The 16,960-nt window shown below is 34.3% G+C and carries 13 protein-coding genes and 1 riboswitch; of the genes, 10 read left to right on the top strand and 3 right to left on the bottom strand.

The features are described from left to right. Window positions 1–120: 120 nt before the first annotated feature. Window positions 121–1,536 (bottom strand): C69 family dipeptidase, encoded by a 1,416-nt coding sequence (locus tag JF73_RS06820; protein WP_046327537.1) that lies wholly within the window; start codon window positions 1,534–1,536, stop codon window positions 121–123. Between the two features lie 376 nt (window positions 1,537–1,912). On the opposite strand from JF73_RS06820, the gene JF73_RS06815 reads away from it, so the two are divergent. Next, window positions 1,913–2,164 carry a hypothetical protein gene (locus tag JF73_RS06815; RefSeq protein ID WP_046327536.1) on the top strand — a complete coding sequence of 84 codons (252 nt, stop codon included), beginning with the start codon at window positions 1,913–1,915 and terminating at the stop codon, window positions 2,162–2,164. Window positions 2,165–2,226: 62 nt separating this feature from the next. Beyond that, window positions 2,227–3,111: a phosphotransferase gene (locus tag JF73_RS06810; protein WP_071196427.1), complete on the top strand. Its 885-nt coding sequence runs from the start codon at window positions 2,227–2,229 to the stop codon at window positions 3,109–3,111. Window positions 3,112–3,183: 72 nt separating this feature from the next. Here JF73_RS06810 and JF73_RS06805 read toward each other — a convergent pair whose 3' ends face one another. Both JF73_RS06805 and JF73_RS06800 read right to left on the bottom strand, forming a co-directional pair. Next, on the bottom strand, window positions 3,184–4,497 hold the full coding sequence (locus tag JF73_RS06805; RefSeq protein ID WP_046327535.1) for a nucleobase:cation symporter-2 family protein: 1,314 nt from the start codon (window positions 4,495–4,497) through the stop codon (window positions 3,184–3,186). Then, a complete protein-coding gene (locus JF73_RS06800; protein ID WP_046327534.1) occupies window positions 4,497–5,075 on the bottom strand; it encodes a xanthine phosphoribosyltransferase in 579 nt (192 codons plus the stop codon). The genes JF73_RS06805 and JF73_RS06800 overlap by 1 nt, the downstream gene beginning before the upstream one ends. An 80-nt stretch (window positions 5,076–5,155) precedes the next feature. After that, window positions 5,156–5,253: riboswitch (purine riboswitch) on the bottom strand. Between the two features lie 164 nt (window positions 5,254–5,417). Between JF73_RS06800 and guaA the strand changes: the two genes are divergently transcribed. The 8 genes from guaA to JF73_RS06760 all read left to right on the top strand — a co-directional run bounded on the left by guaA (window position 5,418) and on the right by JF73_RS06760 (window position 16,705). Continuing rightward, window positions 5,418–6,995, top strand: a complete 1,578-nt coding sequence (gene guaA / locus JF73_RS06795) for a glutamine-hydrolyzing GMP synthase (protein ID WP_179853386.1) — start codon at window positions 5,418–5,420, stop codon at window positions 6,993–6,995. A gap of 311 nt (window positions 6,996–7,306) precedes the next feature. Next, window positions 7,307–8,419: an ImmA/IrrE family metallo-endopeptidase gene (locus JF73_RS06790; RefSeq protein ID WP_046327532.1), complete on the top strand. Its 1,113-nt coding sequence runs from the start codon at window positions 7,307–7,309 to the stop codon at window positions 8,417–8,419. Beyond that, entirely contained in the window at window positions 8,419–8,925 is a 507-nt protein-coding gene (locus JF73_RS06785; protein ID WP_046327531.1) for a DUF4411 family protein, read from the top strand. The genes JF73_RS06790 and JF73_RS06785 overlap by 1 nt, the downstream gene beginning before the upstream one ends. A gap of 136 nt (window positions 8,926–9,061) precedes the next feature. Then, complete coding sequence (gene budA / locus JF73_RS06780; RefSeq protein WP_046327530.1) at window positions 9,062–9,772, top strand: acetolactate decarboxylase; 711 nt, start codon at window positions 9,062–9,064, stop codon at window positions 9,770–9,772. Between the two features lie 488 nt (window positions 9,773–10,260). Continuing rightward, a complete protein-coding gene (locus JF73_RS06775; protein WP_046327529.1) occupies window positions 10,261–11,367 on the top strand; it encodes a hypothetical protein in 1,107 nt (368 codons plus the stop codon). A gap of 299 nt (window positions 11,368–11,666) precedes the next feature. Then, window positions 11,667–13,268 carry an ATP-binding cassette domain-containing protein gene (locus tag JF73_RS06770; RefSeq protein ID WP_046327528.1) on the top strand — a complete coding sequence of 534 codons (1,602 nt, stop codon included), beginning with the start codon at window positions 11,667–11,669 and terminating at the stop codon, window positions 13,266–13,268. Beyond that, window positions 13,258–14,835 (top strand): ATP-binding cassette domain-containing protein, encoded by a 1,578-nt coding sequence (locus tag JF73_RS06765; protein ID WP_046327527.1) that lies wholly within the window; start codon window positions 13,258–13,260, stop codon window positions 14,833–14,835. Before JF73_RS06770 ends, JF73_RS06765 begins: the two co-directional genes overlap by 11 nt. Before the next feature lie 334 nt (window positions 14,836–15,169). Next, window positions 15,170–16,705 (top strand): ATP-dependent nuclease, encoded by a 1,536-nt coding sequence (locus JF73_RS06760; RefSeq protein WP_046327526.1) that lies wholly within the window; start codon window positions 15,170–15,172, stop codon window positions 16,703–16,705. Window positions 16,706–16,960 lie beyond the last annotated feature (255 nt).

The following is a 16,960-nucleotide window of genomic DNA, read 5'->3' as shown; positions in this document are numbered from 1 at the left end:
TTTAGGGTTCACATCAGAAATCCCAGCACTTTTTTGTCAGAATTGTCAAAAATAAAAAGCCGTTGACATCTATTTAATGTCAGCGGCTTTTAAGTAATCTATTTACAAGACACTAAGAGTTTAATCTAATAAATCGAACTTAAGTGTTGCTAGGTTGTGGCCTTCATTGACCATATTACTGAGCAGTTCAATAGTGTTCTTGTAAACTTGGTCAGCCATCTTTTGGTTAGCTGCAGTTAAAAGGTCTTCAGCTTCTTTGCCCGAAAGACCGGCTGCTTTTTTATCAGTTTCGTGTTGAATAAAGTGGCATTGCGCTAAAGATTTTTGTTCAAAGTCATTTTCGAGTTCTCCATAAACTCTAAAGTTAGTATCACCAAGTTGTGCTGTTAATTTGTTTAACCAGAAAATCTTGTTCAAATCAAATTTAGGTCCAGTTTGGAAACTTGCTGGTGTGTCATTAACGTTGGTGTAGAATGGGACAAAACTGTTAAAGGTGTTTGGACCAAAGCAAAGCCATTGCACACCTGCAATTTCTTCAGGAACGTCATTTCTAACTTGCAGAATATGAGTTTCAAAGTTCCGGTTAAGAGCAATTGGACGGAATGTCTTCTTTTGTTCTGGTGTGCCTTGATCGCCATAAGGATCAAATGGCGTATCTTGATAGTGTGAACTCTCGATAAAACAAATGTCTTCAATGCTAATCTTGCGGTTAGCATGACAAATAAACGGCTGATCTTGGTCGCCCGGCTTGCCACCAAATTCTGGATCAAAGTAATTATGAACAAACCAAGCGCGCGGATTATTGTAATGGGCATCTTTGATAGTTGAACTACCGAAAATGTGACGCATGTTGTAACCTTTATGGTCAGGGTTGAGGTGATATTCAGCGATTAAATCTTCTAAGGTATCGTCAGCTAAGAAACCATCTTTACCAAAGTGGAATTCATCAATGTTTAAACGGTTAGGAGCAACAACGTAGGCGTCATCAGGAATACGGCGTGCAATCCAGTGGTGACCACCAATAGTTTCTAGGTACCAAACTTCATCGTGGTCGGCAAAAGCCATACCGTTCATTTCGTAAGTACCGTATTTTTCCAGTAAATAGCCGATGCGCTTAACGCCATCAAGAGCACTATGGATATAAGGCAAAGTTAAAGTAACAAAGTCTTCTTCACCAAGTCCACCCTCAGTAACCAGTGGATCGATCCCTTGAATACGTGCGTTAGTGGTAATAGTTTCAGTAGCAGTCATTGCCACGTTTTCTGAGTTAATTCCGGCTGCAGCCCAGATGCCGCTTTCGCCAGAAACATCAGGTGCACTGGTATAACGTAAAGGCTTTTCTGCTAAATCTTCATCGTCAATCTTTTGGTGACTAATGACACTTTTATAATGCTTGGGTTGCTTTTCAGGGGTAATAAGTTCAAACCCTTCAGGAATTATTTCACGACCGCCGTCTTCGCTTCTGGCAATCATTGCTGAGCCGTCAATTGATGCGGCTTTGCCGACAAGAATAGTCGTACATTCTGCTTTTTTCATTTAATCTGTCCTTTCAAAATTACTTAATCTATATTGTATTAAAAAAAGCAGGTTGTTTGCAAAAAAATAAGTAAACTTAAACCTAAATTATTTATTACTCTTGTCAATTATTGCTTTTAATTAAATTCTAATTTATGATTGACATAAAATGTAAAAGAAGTTTTACTAAAATTGTCCTAACTTTAGGGTTATAGTGCGTTTTTAATTACACTTGTGTTTAATTTGACGGTTTTATTTGCGATTTCCCCAAATTTTCCTTTCTTTTTTAGATTGACCATTATCCCATTGGAATTGGTGTGCATAGTTTTAGAAAGAAAGGCTAGGTTTAAACCACAAGCGCACATCAGATCGGAAAAGTGATAGGTATCCAGTCGGTATGTCACATAATGATGAACGTAAATGGAATTTAATGCTGCGAGCATACTATATTAGTGGTAGAGTAACTTTATTCTGCTTTCCTGTTTTACTTTTTATTTTGCTATTTATTGAAAAGTTGCCGTTACAACGCGTAGTTACTCCTATTTTATCCTTCTTACTGAGTATTTTAGTTATTAGTGGAATAATTATTTTGAAGGAACGGGCTTTTGCGTTTTCAGACTGCTACCTTGATTGGCAAGAAAATCGCTAAACTATTTTTATGCTATGTTGCTTTGGCATTACCCATATTAGTGAAATGAAAGAATTAGGCTAATGACTATAGAAAAATTTTTACAAGAAAAACTGCAGGCTGACTTAACAAAGATCACGCATGAGTCACAAAACAGCACCTTTGTTGGTGATAGTGCAAAGTTTAAGCAAAAAATTTTTGTCAAAGTCTTTGCACAAAAGGGAAAATTTTTAACTGAAAAAGCTGTGAATGAGCAACTAAATACTCGTGTCTTAGACTCCTTTGCTGTCAAACAAACGCAACAATTTGTTTTGGTCATGAAAGATTTGGCGCCAACTGATATTAAAGGACAAATTACCTCTGATTTAGCATTTAAGATGGGAATACAGTTAGCTCGTTTTCACCAAACCGTCAAACCATTTTCTGGAATATACCTTAATAATCGGTTGTTTGAGAAAGCAAAATTTGACAGCAATAGTTTGCAGAATGAAGAAATTAAAAGCAGATTGCTGCAAGTGTTAGCTTTATTTACAGTGCGAAAAGCGGATATTGCAGAAGATCTAACAGCTCATGCAACTACAGTTTTACACGGGGATGTTGGCTTACGTAATTATAAAATTGTTGGAGGCCATTTGAGTTTAATTGATTTTGAACGAGCTCGCATGGGGGTAAATTATCAGGACTTCATTAAACTCTTTTACCAAGATTTCAGGTTAAATCAAGGATTAATTACTTCCTTTATCAGCGGTTATCAGGAATGTGGCGAAGAAGTGGTAGTTACTCCTCTGACGCAAGCTTTTCTCATTTTTATAACTGCAATTGGTATTATGAAATATACTGAAAAAATTGTGGACGAACCTTTTAAGGAAATTGGCAAGCAAATGCTGGCAACCTGTTTTTCATTTTTAGGTGTCGGCAGTCACGATAGCGACAAGGCTAACATGCACGCTTTAATATTTACCAATTAAAAAAGTATCTTCTTATAAGAAGATACTTTTTTGGCGCAAATAAAATTGTCTCAAGGGTAAAAACAATCTTATTTACATGATATTTGCAGGTTGTGTTTCTTGTTTTGTCTTCCGATCACCTCCTTTAAGTAAGAAATTCAGAATTGTTGCTGACAAGCTGGTAATCACGATGCCGTTGCTTAAGAACAGTTGAACGGTTGCCGGCAGGTTTTTAAAAAATTGCGGATAAATAGTAACGCCTAGTCCCAGTCCAACTGAGATCGCAATAATCAAGACATTGTTGTTGTCAGTGAGGTCAACTTTAGCTAAAGTCTTAATGCCCTGAACAGCTATCATGGTAAACATGACAAGCATGGCTCCACCTAAGACTGGGGTAGGGATGATTGTTACCATTGCGCCAATTTTAGGTAACAATCCCATAGCCATGAGTAAACCACCGGCCCAGTAAATCGGGCGCTTGGTTTTTATGCCTGATAGTTGTAAAAGGCCAACATTCTGCGAAAAAGTGGTATAGGGAAAAGCATTGAATAAACCGCCAAAAATTTGGGCGATACCTTCTGCACGGTAACCTTTTTTCAAATCTTCTTCAGTGACGTCATGGTGTAAAAGGTCACCAATTGCAAAGAATACTCCGGTTGACTCAACCATTGAGACTAGAGCAATGATGATCATCGTCAGGCTGGAAGACCATTCAAATTTTGGTACGCCAAAGTAAAAGAGTTGCGGCAAGTGAAACCAAGATGCTTCCATGACAGGAGTGAAGGAAACAAGTCCCATGCAGGCTGCAATAGCAGTTCCAGCAACTAAGCCGATTAAAACTGAAATTGACCTGATAAAGCCTTTGGTCCAAACTTCTAAAGCCAAGATAATGAACATGGTGCAAAAGGCTAAAAAGAGGTTCTGACCACTGCCAAAACTTTTAGCAGCTGAATTGCCGCCACCCATGTTTTGGATTGCCACGGGAACTAAAGTTAAGCCAATAGTAGTGATTAATGTGCCGGTGACAACAGGTGGGAAGAATTTTTTGATTTTAGCAAAAACACCTGAGATTAGAACCACGAAAATGCCGGCAACAATGATAGCGCCATACATATCATTGATTGAAAACTTTTGCCCGATCATTTGCAGTGGAGCAACGGCTTGAATAGCGCAACCTAAAATAACTGGGAAACCAATCCCAAAGTACCTGTTGCGTAATAATTGCAGCAGTGTAGCTAAGCCACACATGAAAATGTCAATTGAAACAAGATAGGTCATTTGGGCAGCAGAGAATTTCAATGCATTACCGATTAGAAGTGGTACGGCGACTGCGCCGGAATACATTGCTAGTAAGTGCTGTAAACCTAAAACTGCTGCTTTTTGTTGGCTAACTTCTTTTTCTGCCATTATTTCTCTCCCACAAAATGTACTTGATTATTGGCTAAACTATCGATTTCGGCAAGTGCTTCAAGGCGATAGCCATGATTTTTAAGCCATTCGCTACCACCCTGAAAAGTTTTTGCGACTACAATTCCGACACCGGCGACTTCAGTTTCTGCTTGGTTAGCAATGTTAATCATGCCTTTAACTGCTTCTCCATTAGCCAGAAAATCATCAATTATCAGTAGCCGCTCACCTTTATGTAAAAATTTTTGTTCAACGCAAATTTGGTTAGTGACTTTTTTAGTGTAAGAATAAACATCAGCCCAATAAACTGCGTCATTAAGCGTAGCCGGCTTTTTCTTGCGGGCAAAGACCAGTGGTACGTGCAATTCATAAGCTGTCATCACTCCCGGAGCGATTCCCGAGGCTTCGCAGGTCAATACCTTGGTGATGCCACTATCCTTAAACAAATGACTAAATTCCTCTCCGACTTTCTTCATTAGTTCGGGATCTACCTGATGGTTCAAAAACGAGTTGATTTTTAAAACGTTACCTGGTAGAACGTCTCCGTCACTGCGAATACGGTCTTCCAATAATTTCACTTTTTCCTCCTTCATAGCAAAAAGGGCTTTTTCTACCAAAACTATGGTAAAAAAAGCCCTTAAAGGCAGTAACCGGCTGCGTTAAATGCTAAATTATCCATAGTTCAGAATTTACGGTTCTGAGTAGAAACTACCGACCTTATTACGGCAATATATAGATTTTTTATTTTCCTGTTGCAAGCATTGTAACAGAGTCACAAAGTATGTGCAAGATTATTTTTTTGAGATATTAACGAATTATTTGCGCTAGCCGCTATAAAATAGTTCGTAAAAACTATGCTTTTCTGTAAAAAATTATTGACCATGACCGTATTTCTTAGTAAAGTTGACGTAGTATTAAATATGAATAGTGAAGGAGTATTGGTGTCGGTGAAAAAGAATATTAGTGACTTTGATGAAATTATTGTGCTCGATTTTGGCAGTCAATATAATCAACTAATAACGAGGCGGTTGCGGGATTTTGGTATTTATTCTGAATTGTTGCCCCATGATATTAGTATGGACAGAATAAAACAGATTAACCCCAAGGGGATTATTTTTTCCGGGGGTCCTAACAGTATTTATGACCAAAATGCCTTGAAAGTTGACCCTGAAATTTTTAAATTGGGCATTCCTATTCTGGGCATTTGTTACGGGATGCAATTGATGACTTCCTATTTAAACGGCAAGGTTGAAAAAGCTGCTAATTCTGAATATGGTCGTGCCGACATCGAAGTTGAAGATACTAACTCCGTTTTATTTGCCGGATTGCCCAAAGATGAATACGTCTGGATGAGTCACGGTGATTTGGTCACAGGGGCTCCTGCTGGCTTTGAAACGGTCGCTTCAAGTAAGAATTGCCCGATTGCCGCTATTGCTAACGATCAAGCTAAAATGTATGGTATTCAATTTCATGCTGAAGTGCGGAATACCCAGTATGGTCTTGATATCTTGCGTAATTTTGCTTTTAAAGTCTGCGGCGCTAAAGCTGACTGGTCAATGACCGATTTTATTGACTTGCAAGTTGCTGAAATTAGAAAAACTGTGGGGGATAAGAAAGTAATTCTGGGACTATCTGGCGGTGTAGACTCCAGTGTTACCGCGACTCTTTTACACAAAGCAATCGGCAATCAGCTGACAGCCATTTTTGTGGATCACGGCATGTTGCGCAAAAATGAAGGCGATGAAGTAATGGCTGCCTTGAACCGTGATTTAGGCGTTAACATTATTCGAGTAAACGCTCAAGAGCGCTTTTTAAATAAACTCAAAGGTGTCACCGACCCCGAGCAAAAGCGGAAAATCATTGGTAAAGAGTTTATTGAGGTGTTTGCGGACGAAGCAAAGAAAATTAAGGATGTGGGCTTTTTAGCACAAGGCACCCTGTACACCGATGTGATTGAAAGCGGCACAAATACTGCCCAAACAATCAAGTCGCACCATAACGTTGGTGGGTTACCTAAAGACCTGCATTTTAAATTAATTGAACCTTTGCGCAAGTTATTTAAGGATGAAGTGCGTGAACTGGGTGAAAAATTAGGCATTCCGCATGATTTGGTTTGGCGGCAGCCATTCCCGGGACCTGGTCTTGGCATTCGCGTTCTCGGCGAAGTAACTGAGGATAAACTGAAGCTTGTGCGTGACAGTGACGCAATCTTGCGGGATGAAATTAAAAAAGCCGGTTTACAGGAAAAAGTGTGGCAATACTTTACCGTTTTACCTGGTATCAAATCCGTGGGCGTGATGGGTGACGGTCGCACTTACGACTATACCATTGGTATTCGCGCCGTTACTTCAATTGATGGGATGACCGCTGACTTTGCCCGCTTGCCGTGGGATGTTTTGCAAAAGATTTCAACGCGTATTGTCGACGAGGTGCCCAGCATTAACCGCGTAGTCTATGATGTCACCAGCAAGCCACCATCAACGATTGAGTGGGAATAAAAGGGATGATGTTTGTTAGGAATAGAACACTGATATAACAGCATTTAGCATGAATTAATCTGTTTAAAGTGGTATTAATTGACATAAAAGTATGCCCAAAAGTAAAAGCTCTTAGCCCTGAAAGGCTAGGAGTTTTTTGTTTAGAAAGGTGAGTACGTTTAATATTTTTAATTCTATAAAAAAGTGTTAGAATAATACCTTTAGTTGTTTAAAACAAATTTAATAATGTAAAATATTAATAACCATTGCATTAGTACGAGTTTTCAAAGAGAATAATAGTATAAGTGCATATTAAAAGGGGGGTGTTCTTAATGGTAACCAGATTAAGCATAAATCCACGTACTTTGGCATACTATATTGACAATTCTGATGTTTCTAAAGAATATTTACAAACGAGAATTCAGAATATTGATGCTTTTTTGGATGGCAATGTAAAACCAACTTTTAATCAACTTTCAGAAATTGCTAAACTTATTGATGTTCCGACTGGATTGTTACTTCTTTCAGATCCAGTTGATACCGATAAGAGTATACTCAAGTTTAGGACGATTAATTCAAATCGGATTGAAAAAATTAGTAATGAACTTAGAGATACGATTATTGAAATGCAAACAAAGCAGGATTTTCTTAGAAACGAAATTGATTATGAACTCGATTTTATAGGAAAATATTCAATTAAAAATGATTACCAAAAAGTTGTAGATGATATTCGTAAGTATCTCAATATTCCAGTTAGCTATCAACAAAATGTAGGAAAGAATGCGTTGAAATATTTTAGAAATAAAATGAGTCAAATAGGCATTTTTATCTTCCTTAATGGATCGGTAAAAAGTAATACGCATAGAAGTTTGTCACTAGACGAGTTCAGAGGCTTTGTCTTAAGTGACAAAAAAGCCCCCATTATTTTCGTTAATACTAAAGACAGCGAAACAGGTAGATTATTTACACTTGTCCATGAATTAGTTCATCTTTTTCTAGATAAAGAAGAAATATTCAGTTTAGTTGATACAGGATCATACAAGTTTGATCGCACAGAAGCCTTTGTTAATAAAGTAGCAGCAGAAATATTGTTACCAGCTGAACAGATTAGAAAACTAAATAACTATGATGTTGAATTTTTGGCTCACAAATTTCCTGTTAGTAAATTTGTCATTGTACGTAAACTATATAATATGAAGATTTTGACAAAAAGAGAGTATGATGAAAAAGTTTCACAGTTAGAAGAGGAATTTGCAAAAACTCCATCAGATAGGAAATCTGTGAAGGGGAATTATAAAAATAATATTAGATTTCACTTTGATCCGACTTTTGTACATTATATTGAAAATGCTATAAAACAAAATAAGATTACTTATACGGATGCATTTAATATTGCTGGTGTCGGTTATAAGTCGTTTAAGATTCTGACAGGGGGCAGAATGTAATGGAAAAATATTTGCTGGATACTAATATCTATATAAATTTTTATGAACGGTATTATCGGGTAAAGTATTTTCCAAGCTTTTGGGCTAAGCTACCCGCCATTTTAAATAAATACGTTGTCATTCCCAAAATAGTGGTTGATGAAAACTACCAAGCCCCTAAATTTAGAAAATGGTTAGATACAAATTATTTAAAAGAAATAATAAACCATAAAAACTATGCAATACAATGGGCACAAGTACTTCAATATATTGACGACTGTGAATATTACAAAGAGGAAGCTTTATCAGCTGACAGAGGATGGGCACATGAGAAAATTGCAGATCCTTGGCTTATTGCTATTGCAAAAGAAGAGAATTTAACGATTGTAACAAGTGAAATTCGGAATCCTAATTTGCACAATCCAAATGGTAATAAGGCCGCAAAAATACCTGATGTGTGCGATGACTTAGAAGTTGATTGTATTGACATGAATGATTTCTTTGAAAAAATCAATTTGTGCATTTGATTTTTTAGACCGAGTTAATTATTTGCTAAACTTAAAATAGCAAGAGTTGAAAAGCAATCAGACATAATAATTTGTAAAAATTAATTTTGTTCTGATTGTTTTTATATATGAGTTTTTGAAAAAAAGAGCAGTAGATATGACGAAAAACACATTATTTCAATACGGGACTATGCAAATGCTAGTTGAAGGTTTATTGGAAGGCACTTTACCGTTATCAGAATTGTTAAAACATGGCAATATTGGTATCGGAACTGGTGATGGCGTTGATGGTGAATTAGTGATATTAGACGGTGTCGGTTACAAAATAGATGTTAGTGGTCCGGCTGTAAAACTACCAGAGGACTTTAAAGTGACATATGCAGATGTTAGCTTTGCGGATTATCACAAATTCAAAAGCTACCAAAATGTCGAATTGGTGGAAATGCTAAAAGATGTTTTAACCAAAAATAACGCCCAAAATCAATTTTTCGCTATTTTGACTAAAGGCGTTTTCAAAAAAATCCGTACAAGGTCTTCTAAAAAATCTCATAAGCCATATCCGTCTCTGGAAAAAATTGCTGAAAATCAAGTTGAATTTGAGACTGAAAATATCACTGGAACAATGATTACTTATTACACACCGCCTGTTTTTCAAGGTGTTGGAGTTTCTGGATTTCATAATCACTTTTTGGCAGATGATTTAAGTTTTGGTGGTCATGTTTTGGCAGCTACGATGAAAGGTGTAGTAGTCAGTATCCAACCAATAGAAAGCTTTAAATTGCATTTGCCAGTTGATAATCAGGAATTTTTAAATGCCAATTTAACTGATATTAGCAAGCTAGATAATGTTATTTCGAAGTCGGAATAGTAGAAAAAAGATTCATAATGATTTAAATCTTCATTTGAGCTATACAAGAATACAGCAGTGTAATTAAGTTATTATACAATCTAACTAGGTGTTTAAAAAAGTAAGATTTTTTATTTTTAATTTTAAAATGGTAAACATGAAAAGTGCAAATATAAGTATTATTACATACATAAAATAAAATATATCAGTGTTTATCTTAAAATAATATACAATATTTATTAGATGGGAACTTATTAGCTACAAAATCGAAAATTATGAAAAAAAGAATGTAGTCCTATTTTTGACAATAGTATAAATATTTAAATTTTATATTATGCAACAACTTATTAAATTTAATTAATAAGTTATATATTGATAGCTTATATTACTAGCATCTGAAAAAACTTACTATTACTAGTTTATTTGAATACGTGTAAGTATTTTAGATAAATCTATATACCGATATAAAAAACAAGACTTATGTTAAATAGTTTATTGGAGGAAGTATAATGCAGAAGAAAAATAATTCTTATTTTTGGATAGTATTTTTTGTATACATTCTTCTTTTTAAAGAACTATTAGATAACAATCACTATTTTTTAACTATATTAATGACTATAGCTAGCATTGCATTTTTGCTTTTAAAAAATAGCAAAAAAATAATAAACAAAATTTATAATTTTGATAGCAATATAAAAAAAGTAAAAGATCTCGAATATTACAAAATAACAGATGATGATAAAAAAGAAGATTTAAAAGAAAGAAAGGATACATACAGTTTTTTTAGTGAGGTAACGATTTCTTCAGCACTTATTCTATTTATAAATATTATATTTTTTATGTATTTGATTAATATGTTTTTTGATAACAATAAGTTACTTCAACTAATAACCCCTTTAATAATAATTATAATTGGCTTAGTACTTTTTGGTGGAATGATAATTGGTATCATTTATAAACACACAAATTTGTTATATATTTCTATTCCAATATTCGTATATGCAATTGTATATGAGTATAGAGACATAGATACTAAAAATGACCGTGATCTCTTTTTTGCTGCAATTATTTTAGTAATATCTCTTATTTTGTACTTCTTATTAATATTAATTCTTCCTCCACATGTATTGCGAAGATTAAGTAGTAAAACTGCAATTATTAGTGTTTCGTTAGCTATTCTAACATTTATATCTACACAATTTCTAATTCCGAGCATGTTGAGTCAGCCAGATAATGCAGCTCATATAACTATAAAAGTAATAAAAGAATCAAATTATATTTCAAAGGATCTAAAAAGGTTATTTATCAATAATCCTGCTTTAATAGATACATACAATTATTTAAGAGATTTAAAAGACTATAATAAGGAAATTTGCGAATTTAACATAGATATAACATCCATGACCATAGCTTATACTCTTGGTGGACTAATTGTTAATTGGAAAAATAATAGGAATAAAGAAAAAGCCAAGCATATCTATAGAAATGAAATTATGAGAAATACTAATGTTAAATATAAGACCATAATACAATGTGCTTTTTATGGTGGTGAAGAATATGAAAATTTGCTCTTAAATAATAATCATACACGAGCAATTATACTAGAAAACGAGTAATAAATTATTGGATTATAACTTGATAATTGGCACATTTACGACTTTAGAAAAAAGGCATTTTTGTAGAATTTAAACACTAATAATTTTGTTTATGGTGATAATTTTTCATTAAATTACTATCTATATTATTGACCACCTGTCAAAAAATAGGCACCTTCCCACTAATTCTTTTTAAAGAATTAGTTTTTTTATAACCAGCGATTATATTTTGCCCGCTAATTTGACACCCTTGCTAATTCATTTTATTATTAGATAAATTTAATAAAATTGATTTAGCATAAAATGAAAGACGCAAGCATATGACATTAAAAAGACTGATTAGCTCCAATAAACAACGAGCAATTTTTATTATTTTACTTTATTTTATTTTCGCTGTTACCGGCTCACTTGACCAATATTTTTTTCAATTTGCAGTTAATGGATTAAGCGTCGGCAATTTGCCAGTTTACATTCGCTGGCAATTAATTGAATTTATCCCGGTAGTTTGTGGTGTATTTATTCTACCTTTAGCGACTTACCTTTTTAACGCACAGATTCAGGAATATCTTGATCAATTAAGAGGGCAAATGGTAGACCATTTTTATACTGAAAACGATGCGACAGTGGCGCAAATGCAGAACTATCTGCAAAGCAATCTCGATACTTTGACCAGCGATTTTGCTCTGCCGTGGGTTAATGTTCTTAGCAATTTATTTATTATCTTGCTTTCTGCTGGCGTCCTTTTTAGCTTAAATTGGTCTTTTGTTTTACTAACTGCAATTTTTGTTCTAATAGATTTAAACTTGCCCAAAATAATGGCGCGCATGACTTCAGAGGCAAGTAGAAAAGTGATGAAAAATACTAGCACTTTTTTAACTGGTATCGGTGAATGGATCAATGGCTTAAATGAACTGCGGCGGTATCATGCGTGGACGATCTTAAATAAAGAATTGAGCAGTTACGCTGAGAAGTTGGAAAAGTCCAAAGTCAATCAAACCAACAAAAACTGTGCTTCCAATACAATTAACGGAATTGGTAACACATTAGGGCAAATGTCCATTGCCTTTTTAGCGGGTATCCTATTTTTAACTGGTCAAATAAAAATTGGGGCGGCATTAGCTTCGACTTCTTTTGCTTTTGGTATTTTTTCAGCTGTATCCTCTATTACAAGTGCTGCCGTCAAGATTAAATCCACTAAAAATATCAATCAAACTACGGCTAGCCTGATTTCTAACACTAAATCAAGACAAAAAGGTTCATCTACTCAAATTGCCCAAATTGAAATTAAAAATTTGGCGCTTAAATATCCTAATGGTCCAATAATTAAATACCCTGATTTTGTGATCAATAAGGGTGAAAAAGTTTTACTTGCAGGCGATAGCGGAACTGGCAAGTCAACACTGCTTCAAGCTCTTTTAGGTAAGATCAGGCCTTATCAAGGTCAAATTATTTTTAGAAATAATGCGGGGCAGATTTTTCAACCAAATTTAAACCGGATCAGTTACATTGCTCAAGATCCGCAATTATTTCCAGGAACGATTGCGGAAAATATCGTGATGTTTCACCAACAGTTGTTGGATCAAGTACCTAATTTAATTAATAAAGTGCAATTGCAGAGCGACATTGCGAGATTTCCCCAAGGAACTGATACCCAAGTTGATTTGGATAAAAATAATTTATCCGGTGGTCAAAGGCAAAAGATTATCCTTGCCAGATCAGAAGTTTTCGCTGATGAAATTATTTTGCTGGACGAAGCGACAAGTGCCATTGATAGTAAAGCAACTAAGCAAATTATTGCTGAACTTGTTCACACTAATAAGACTGTGATCATGATTGCTCATAATCTTAATTCTGAAGTTAAAAATATGTTTGATAAAACGATTCGGTTAGCAAGCCAGAAGGAGAACCACAATGACTTTTAAAAACTTCTTTCATACCAATCGAATTCGTTTCATATTTATGGTGCTTTTTAGCCTCTTGCAACCTTTTGTTTTAATCGGGGCATCTTACTTAAATATGTGGGAATTTACTGCCTTGCGTCAACATGACGGTCAAGCGTGGCTGTTAATCATTGCTTTTACTACGTTAGCTTATCTCTCATCGTATGCTTTTGACTGGGGCTCTGAATATTTACTGACACGACAAGTTCAAGAATTTAATCACACGTTAAGAAGTAAAATAGTAAGCCACGTCTACCATGACCATAAAAATTATCAAACTTCGCAAGTTAAAAATCGCTTGACCAATGATCTTAATACGGTTAACAATCAGTCCTTTAACTTAATTCCGGTCATTTGTAATTTTCTTGGCTATGTTATTTTCTCAGTAATTGCCTTGCTGACGATGCACTGGAGTTTGTTGCTGCTCATCTTAATTTCGGTAGCCGTTTCCCTTATTTTGCCTAAAATGATTGAAAAGCCGCTGCAAAGAGCTACGGAGAAAGTATCTCATCAAAATAGGCAGTATTTGGATCTGATTGAAAAATGGCTAAGCGGTATTGCTGAACTAGAGCGGTATCTTGCTGGCGATAAACTAACTAGCGTAATGCATAAAGGTGCACGCGACTTAGAAAAAGCAAACCTCAAGCAGACACAGGAACAACAAGTTCTGTCCATTATTACCAATGGTGTTGCGCAAATTATGATCCTGATATTGTTCGTCTGGACGGGTATTTTAATTAAAAGTGGATTGGTCACGTTTGGTGCGATTGCGGTTATCGGTAATTTTAGCCACTATATTTCGCTGGCAATCGAATACTTGCCATTCTATTTCGGCTTAATTAAGGGCACCAAAACTTTAAGAGATAGAGTTACTGCAGCGACTTTACCAGTAAAAACTGATGAGCAAAATTTAGCAACACCTTATGCTTTTAGTACAAAAGATTTGGCAGTTAGTTTTCCTAATGGTGAGACTCTAAAGTTCCCTGATATCACCGTCAATTTTGGCGAAAAAATTTTGCTATCAGGTGACAGCGGAACAGGCAAATCAACTTTATTTAAACTACTTTTAGGGATTTTGCCACCGAGTTCGGGGAAAATAGCATTTAAAGATCAAGAGGGAAAAGTGATTAAACCTGATTTAGCTAAAATTGGCTACATTGCCCAAGATCCTGTTTTATTTCCCAGTACCATTAAAGACAATATTACAATGTTCAATCCCAAGTTGAATCAACTGGCTGAATCAGCTGCAGTTGCCGTTGGATTAAAACCAGATTTGACGCAATTTGCTCAGGGTATAGAAACCAAAGTAAATTTGCAAAAACTGAATGTTTCAGGCGGTCAAAGACAAAAAATAATTTTAGCGCGTACCCAGATACATGACAGCAAAATCTTACTGATTGATGAAGGCACAAGTGCAATTGATCAGGAGGGAACCAGAGCGATCTTGCAAGAACTCCTTAAAATGCCGAATACTGTCATTTTCATCGCCCATAATTTTGATAAAAAATTGCAGCAATTATTTGACCGTGAGATTCATTTAAGTAAATAGTGATATCATAAAAGTATTGAAAGTAGTAAAATTGAGAACTTTTTTACAGAATTAATTAAATTAGATAATTTTTTTGTGTCAAACAGTAATAGTAATTTTATTAAATTTGTTCAAGTATTTGAAAATTAATGATGATGAAAAAATATCTAGAATGTTATTTATGATTGATAATCACGTTATTTTTTAATTAAAAAAATGCTGTAAAACCATATTATATAAATATATATATAAATGTGAGTCCCAATAAAGAAATTATTTTTGAAATATAGTTTTATATAGTTAATAAATTTGCTATAACTATTATAAAAGTATTTTTTATATGGAGGACTAGCTTATGTATATATCAAATATGAAATTAGAAAACTTTAGATGTTTTCCCGGCACTACGTCTTTTGACTTCTGCAAAGGAATTAATTATTTTGTTGGAAACAATAATTGTGGGAAAACAACAGTCCTAAAAGCAGTAGATTTTTTGCTGTCTGCGAATAGCAAAGAAGAATGGATAAACATAGCAAATAAAAATAAAGAGGTTTCAGTTGAAATCACTTTAAAGGATAAGAATTTTGCAAATATACTGAGTGGAGAGAATCTAAAAAAATATAATAAGTATATTGATAATAAAAAAATAACCCTCAGAAGAAGCTCTGAAGAAACAACATGGACTGATTCTAAAAATAAAGAGAAGAAATTGACTATAAAAAATATAGGTATATATAATCCTATTAGTAAAGTTTTTGAAAATCCTACTGGTGTTGATAAAATGATTGGTGTACTTTTTGATGCTCAATTTGTTTATTCAGACTTAGATAATGATGACTATCAGGATTTTCATAAAACTAAGATAGTTGGGAAACTTATTTCGAGTTATACAAAGAGTTTTCAAAAAGGTCAAATTTGGAAAAACTTTGAAAGTGCTCATCAAAAAGCTTTTGGAAAAAATGGCTTAAAAAAGCAATTAATACCTTTAGAACAAAAATTAGAAAATATAATGTCCGCCCAATATGGTACAACAGGAGTATCTTTTTATTTTGATATTCCTAATATGGATTATTTCTTTAATGTTGGAAAAATTTTATTAGACGATAACGGTACACTAACTCCTGCTTCTGAAAAGGGTACCGGTATGCAAAGGGCTTTAGCACTCAGCTTAATTCAAGTTTACGCACAGGTTAATCATAGTGATGATGAAAAGCCTATTATCTTTTTAATTGATGAACCTGAAACTTTTTTACATCCACAAGCACAAGATAAATTATTGTCAGCATTAAATAAGCTTTCCGAACAGTCACAAATCTTTATCACTACTCATTCACCTTATTTATTAAAACATTTTAATAGTAAAAAGGACAAGTTAATAATATTATCAAGACAGAATAATATTCCTCAAATTAATTTGGGCGTAAATTTAAATTTATTTCCAAATAGTCCAACTTGGGGTGAAATTAATTTTCTTGCTTTTAATATTGGTAGCGAAGATTTCCATATTGAATTATTTGGATATTTGCATTCAAAAGCTATAAATGCAGTTAAAACTTATCAAGATAAAAATAATAATATTTGTAAAGTTGTGAAAAGTATAAAATCGTTTGATGGTTGGTTGGCTTCACAAAAAGGCTGTAAATTAACAGATAACAATCATTATAATAATTATAATAATTATAACAACTATACAGATAAATCAATGACTTGCTATATACGAAACTGGATCGATCATCCTGGAGAACCAAATGATTTACCTAAAGGTAAGCACAGAAAAAAGCCAACTAGTGAAGAAATAAAAGAATCCATAGATTTTATGATAAGCCTGATTAAAAAAGAAAAGGAAAAAGAAAAGGAAAAAGAAAAGGAAAAAGAAAAGCTTAGTAAATAACTATTATAGCTGAACTCCTTAAAATGCCGTGTACTGTCATTTTCATCGCGCATAATTTTGATGAAAAACTGCAAGGTTTATTTGACAGCGAGATTCATTTAAGTAAATAGTGATAGTTAAAAGGCGTTAATCTGAAGTTAACCCCTAGAATTGGACGTTAACATTAATTCATGTTTGCTAAGGTCGTATTCCGATATTCAATCGGGGTGCGGCCTTTTAGCGTGTGCCTGATTCTAGCTTGATTGTAGTATTTAA

Origin of the sequence: Lactobacillus helsingborgensis, from assembly GCF_000970855.1 — a bacterium.
In the GTDB taxonomy this organism is placed as follows: domain Bacteria; phylum Bacillota; class Bacilli; order Lactobacillales; family Lactobacillaceae; genus Lactobacillus; species Lactobacillus helsingborgensis.
Note: the sequence above shows the minus strand (reverse complement) of the source record. Positions and strands in the feature narration are given on the sequence as shown.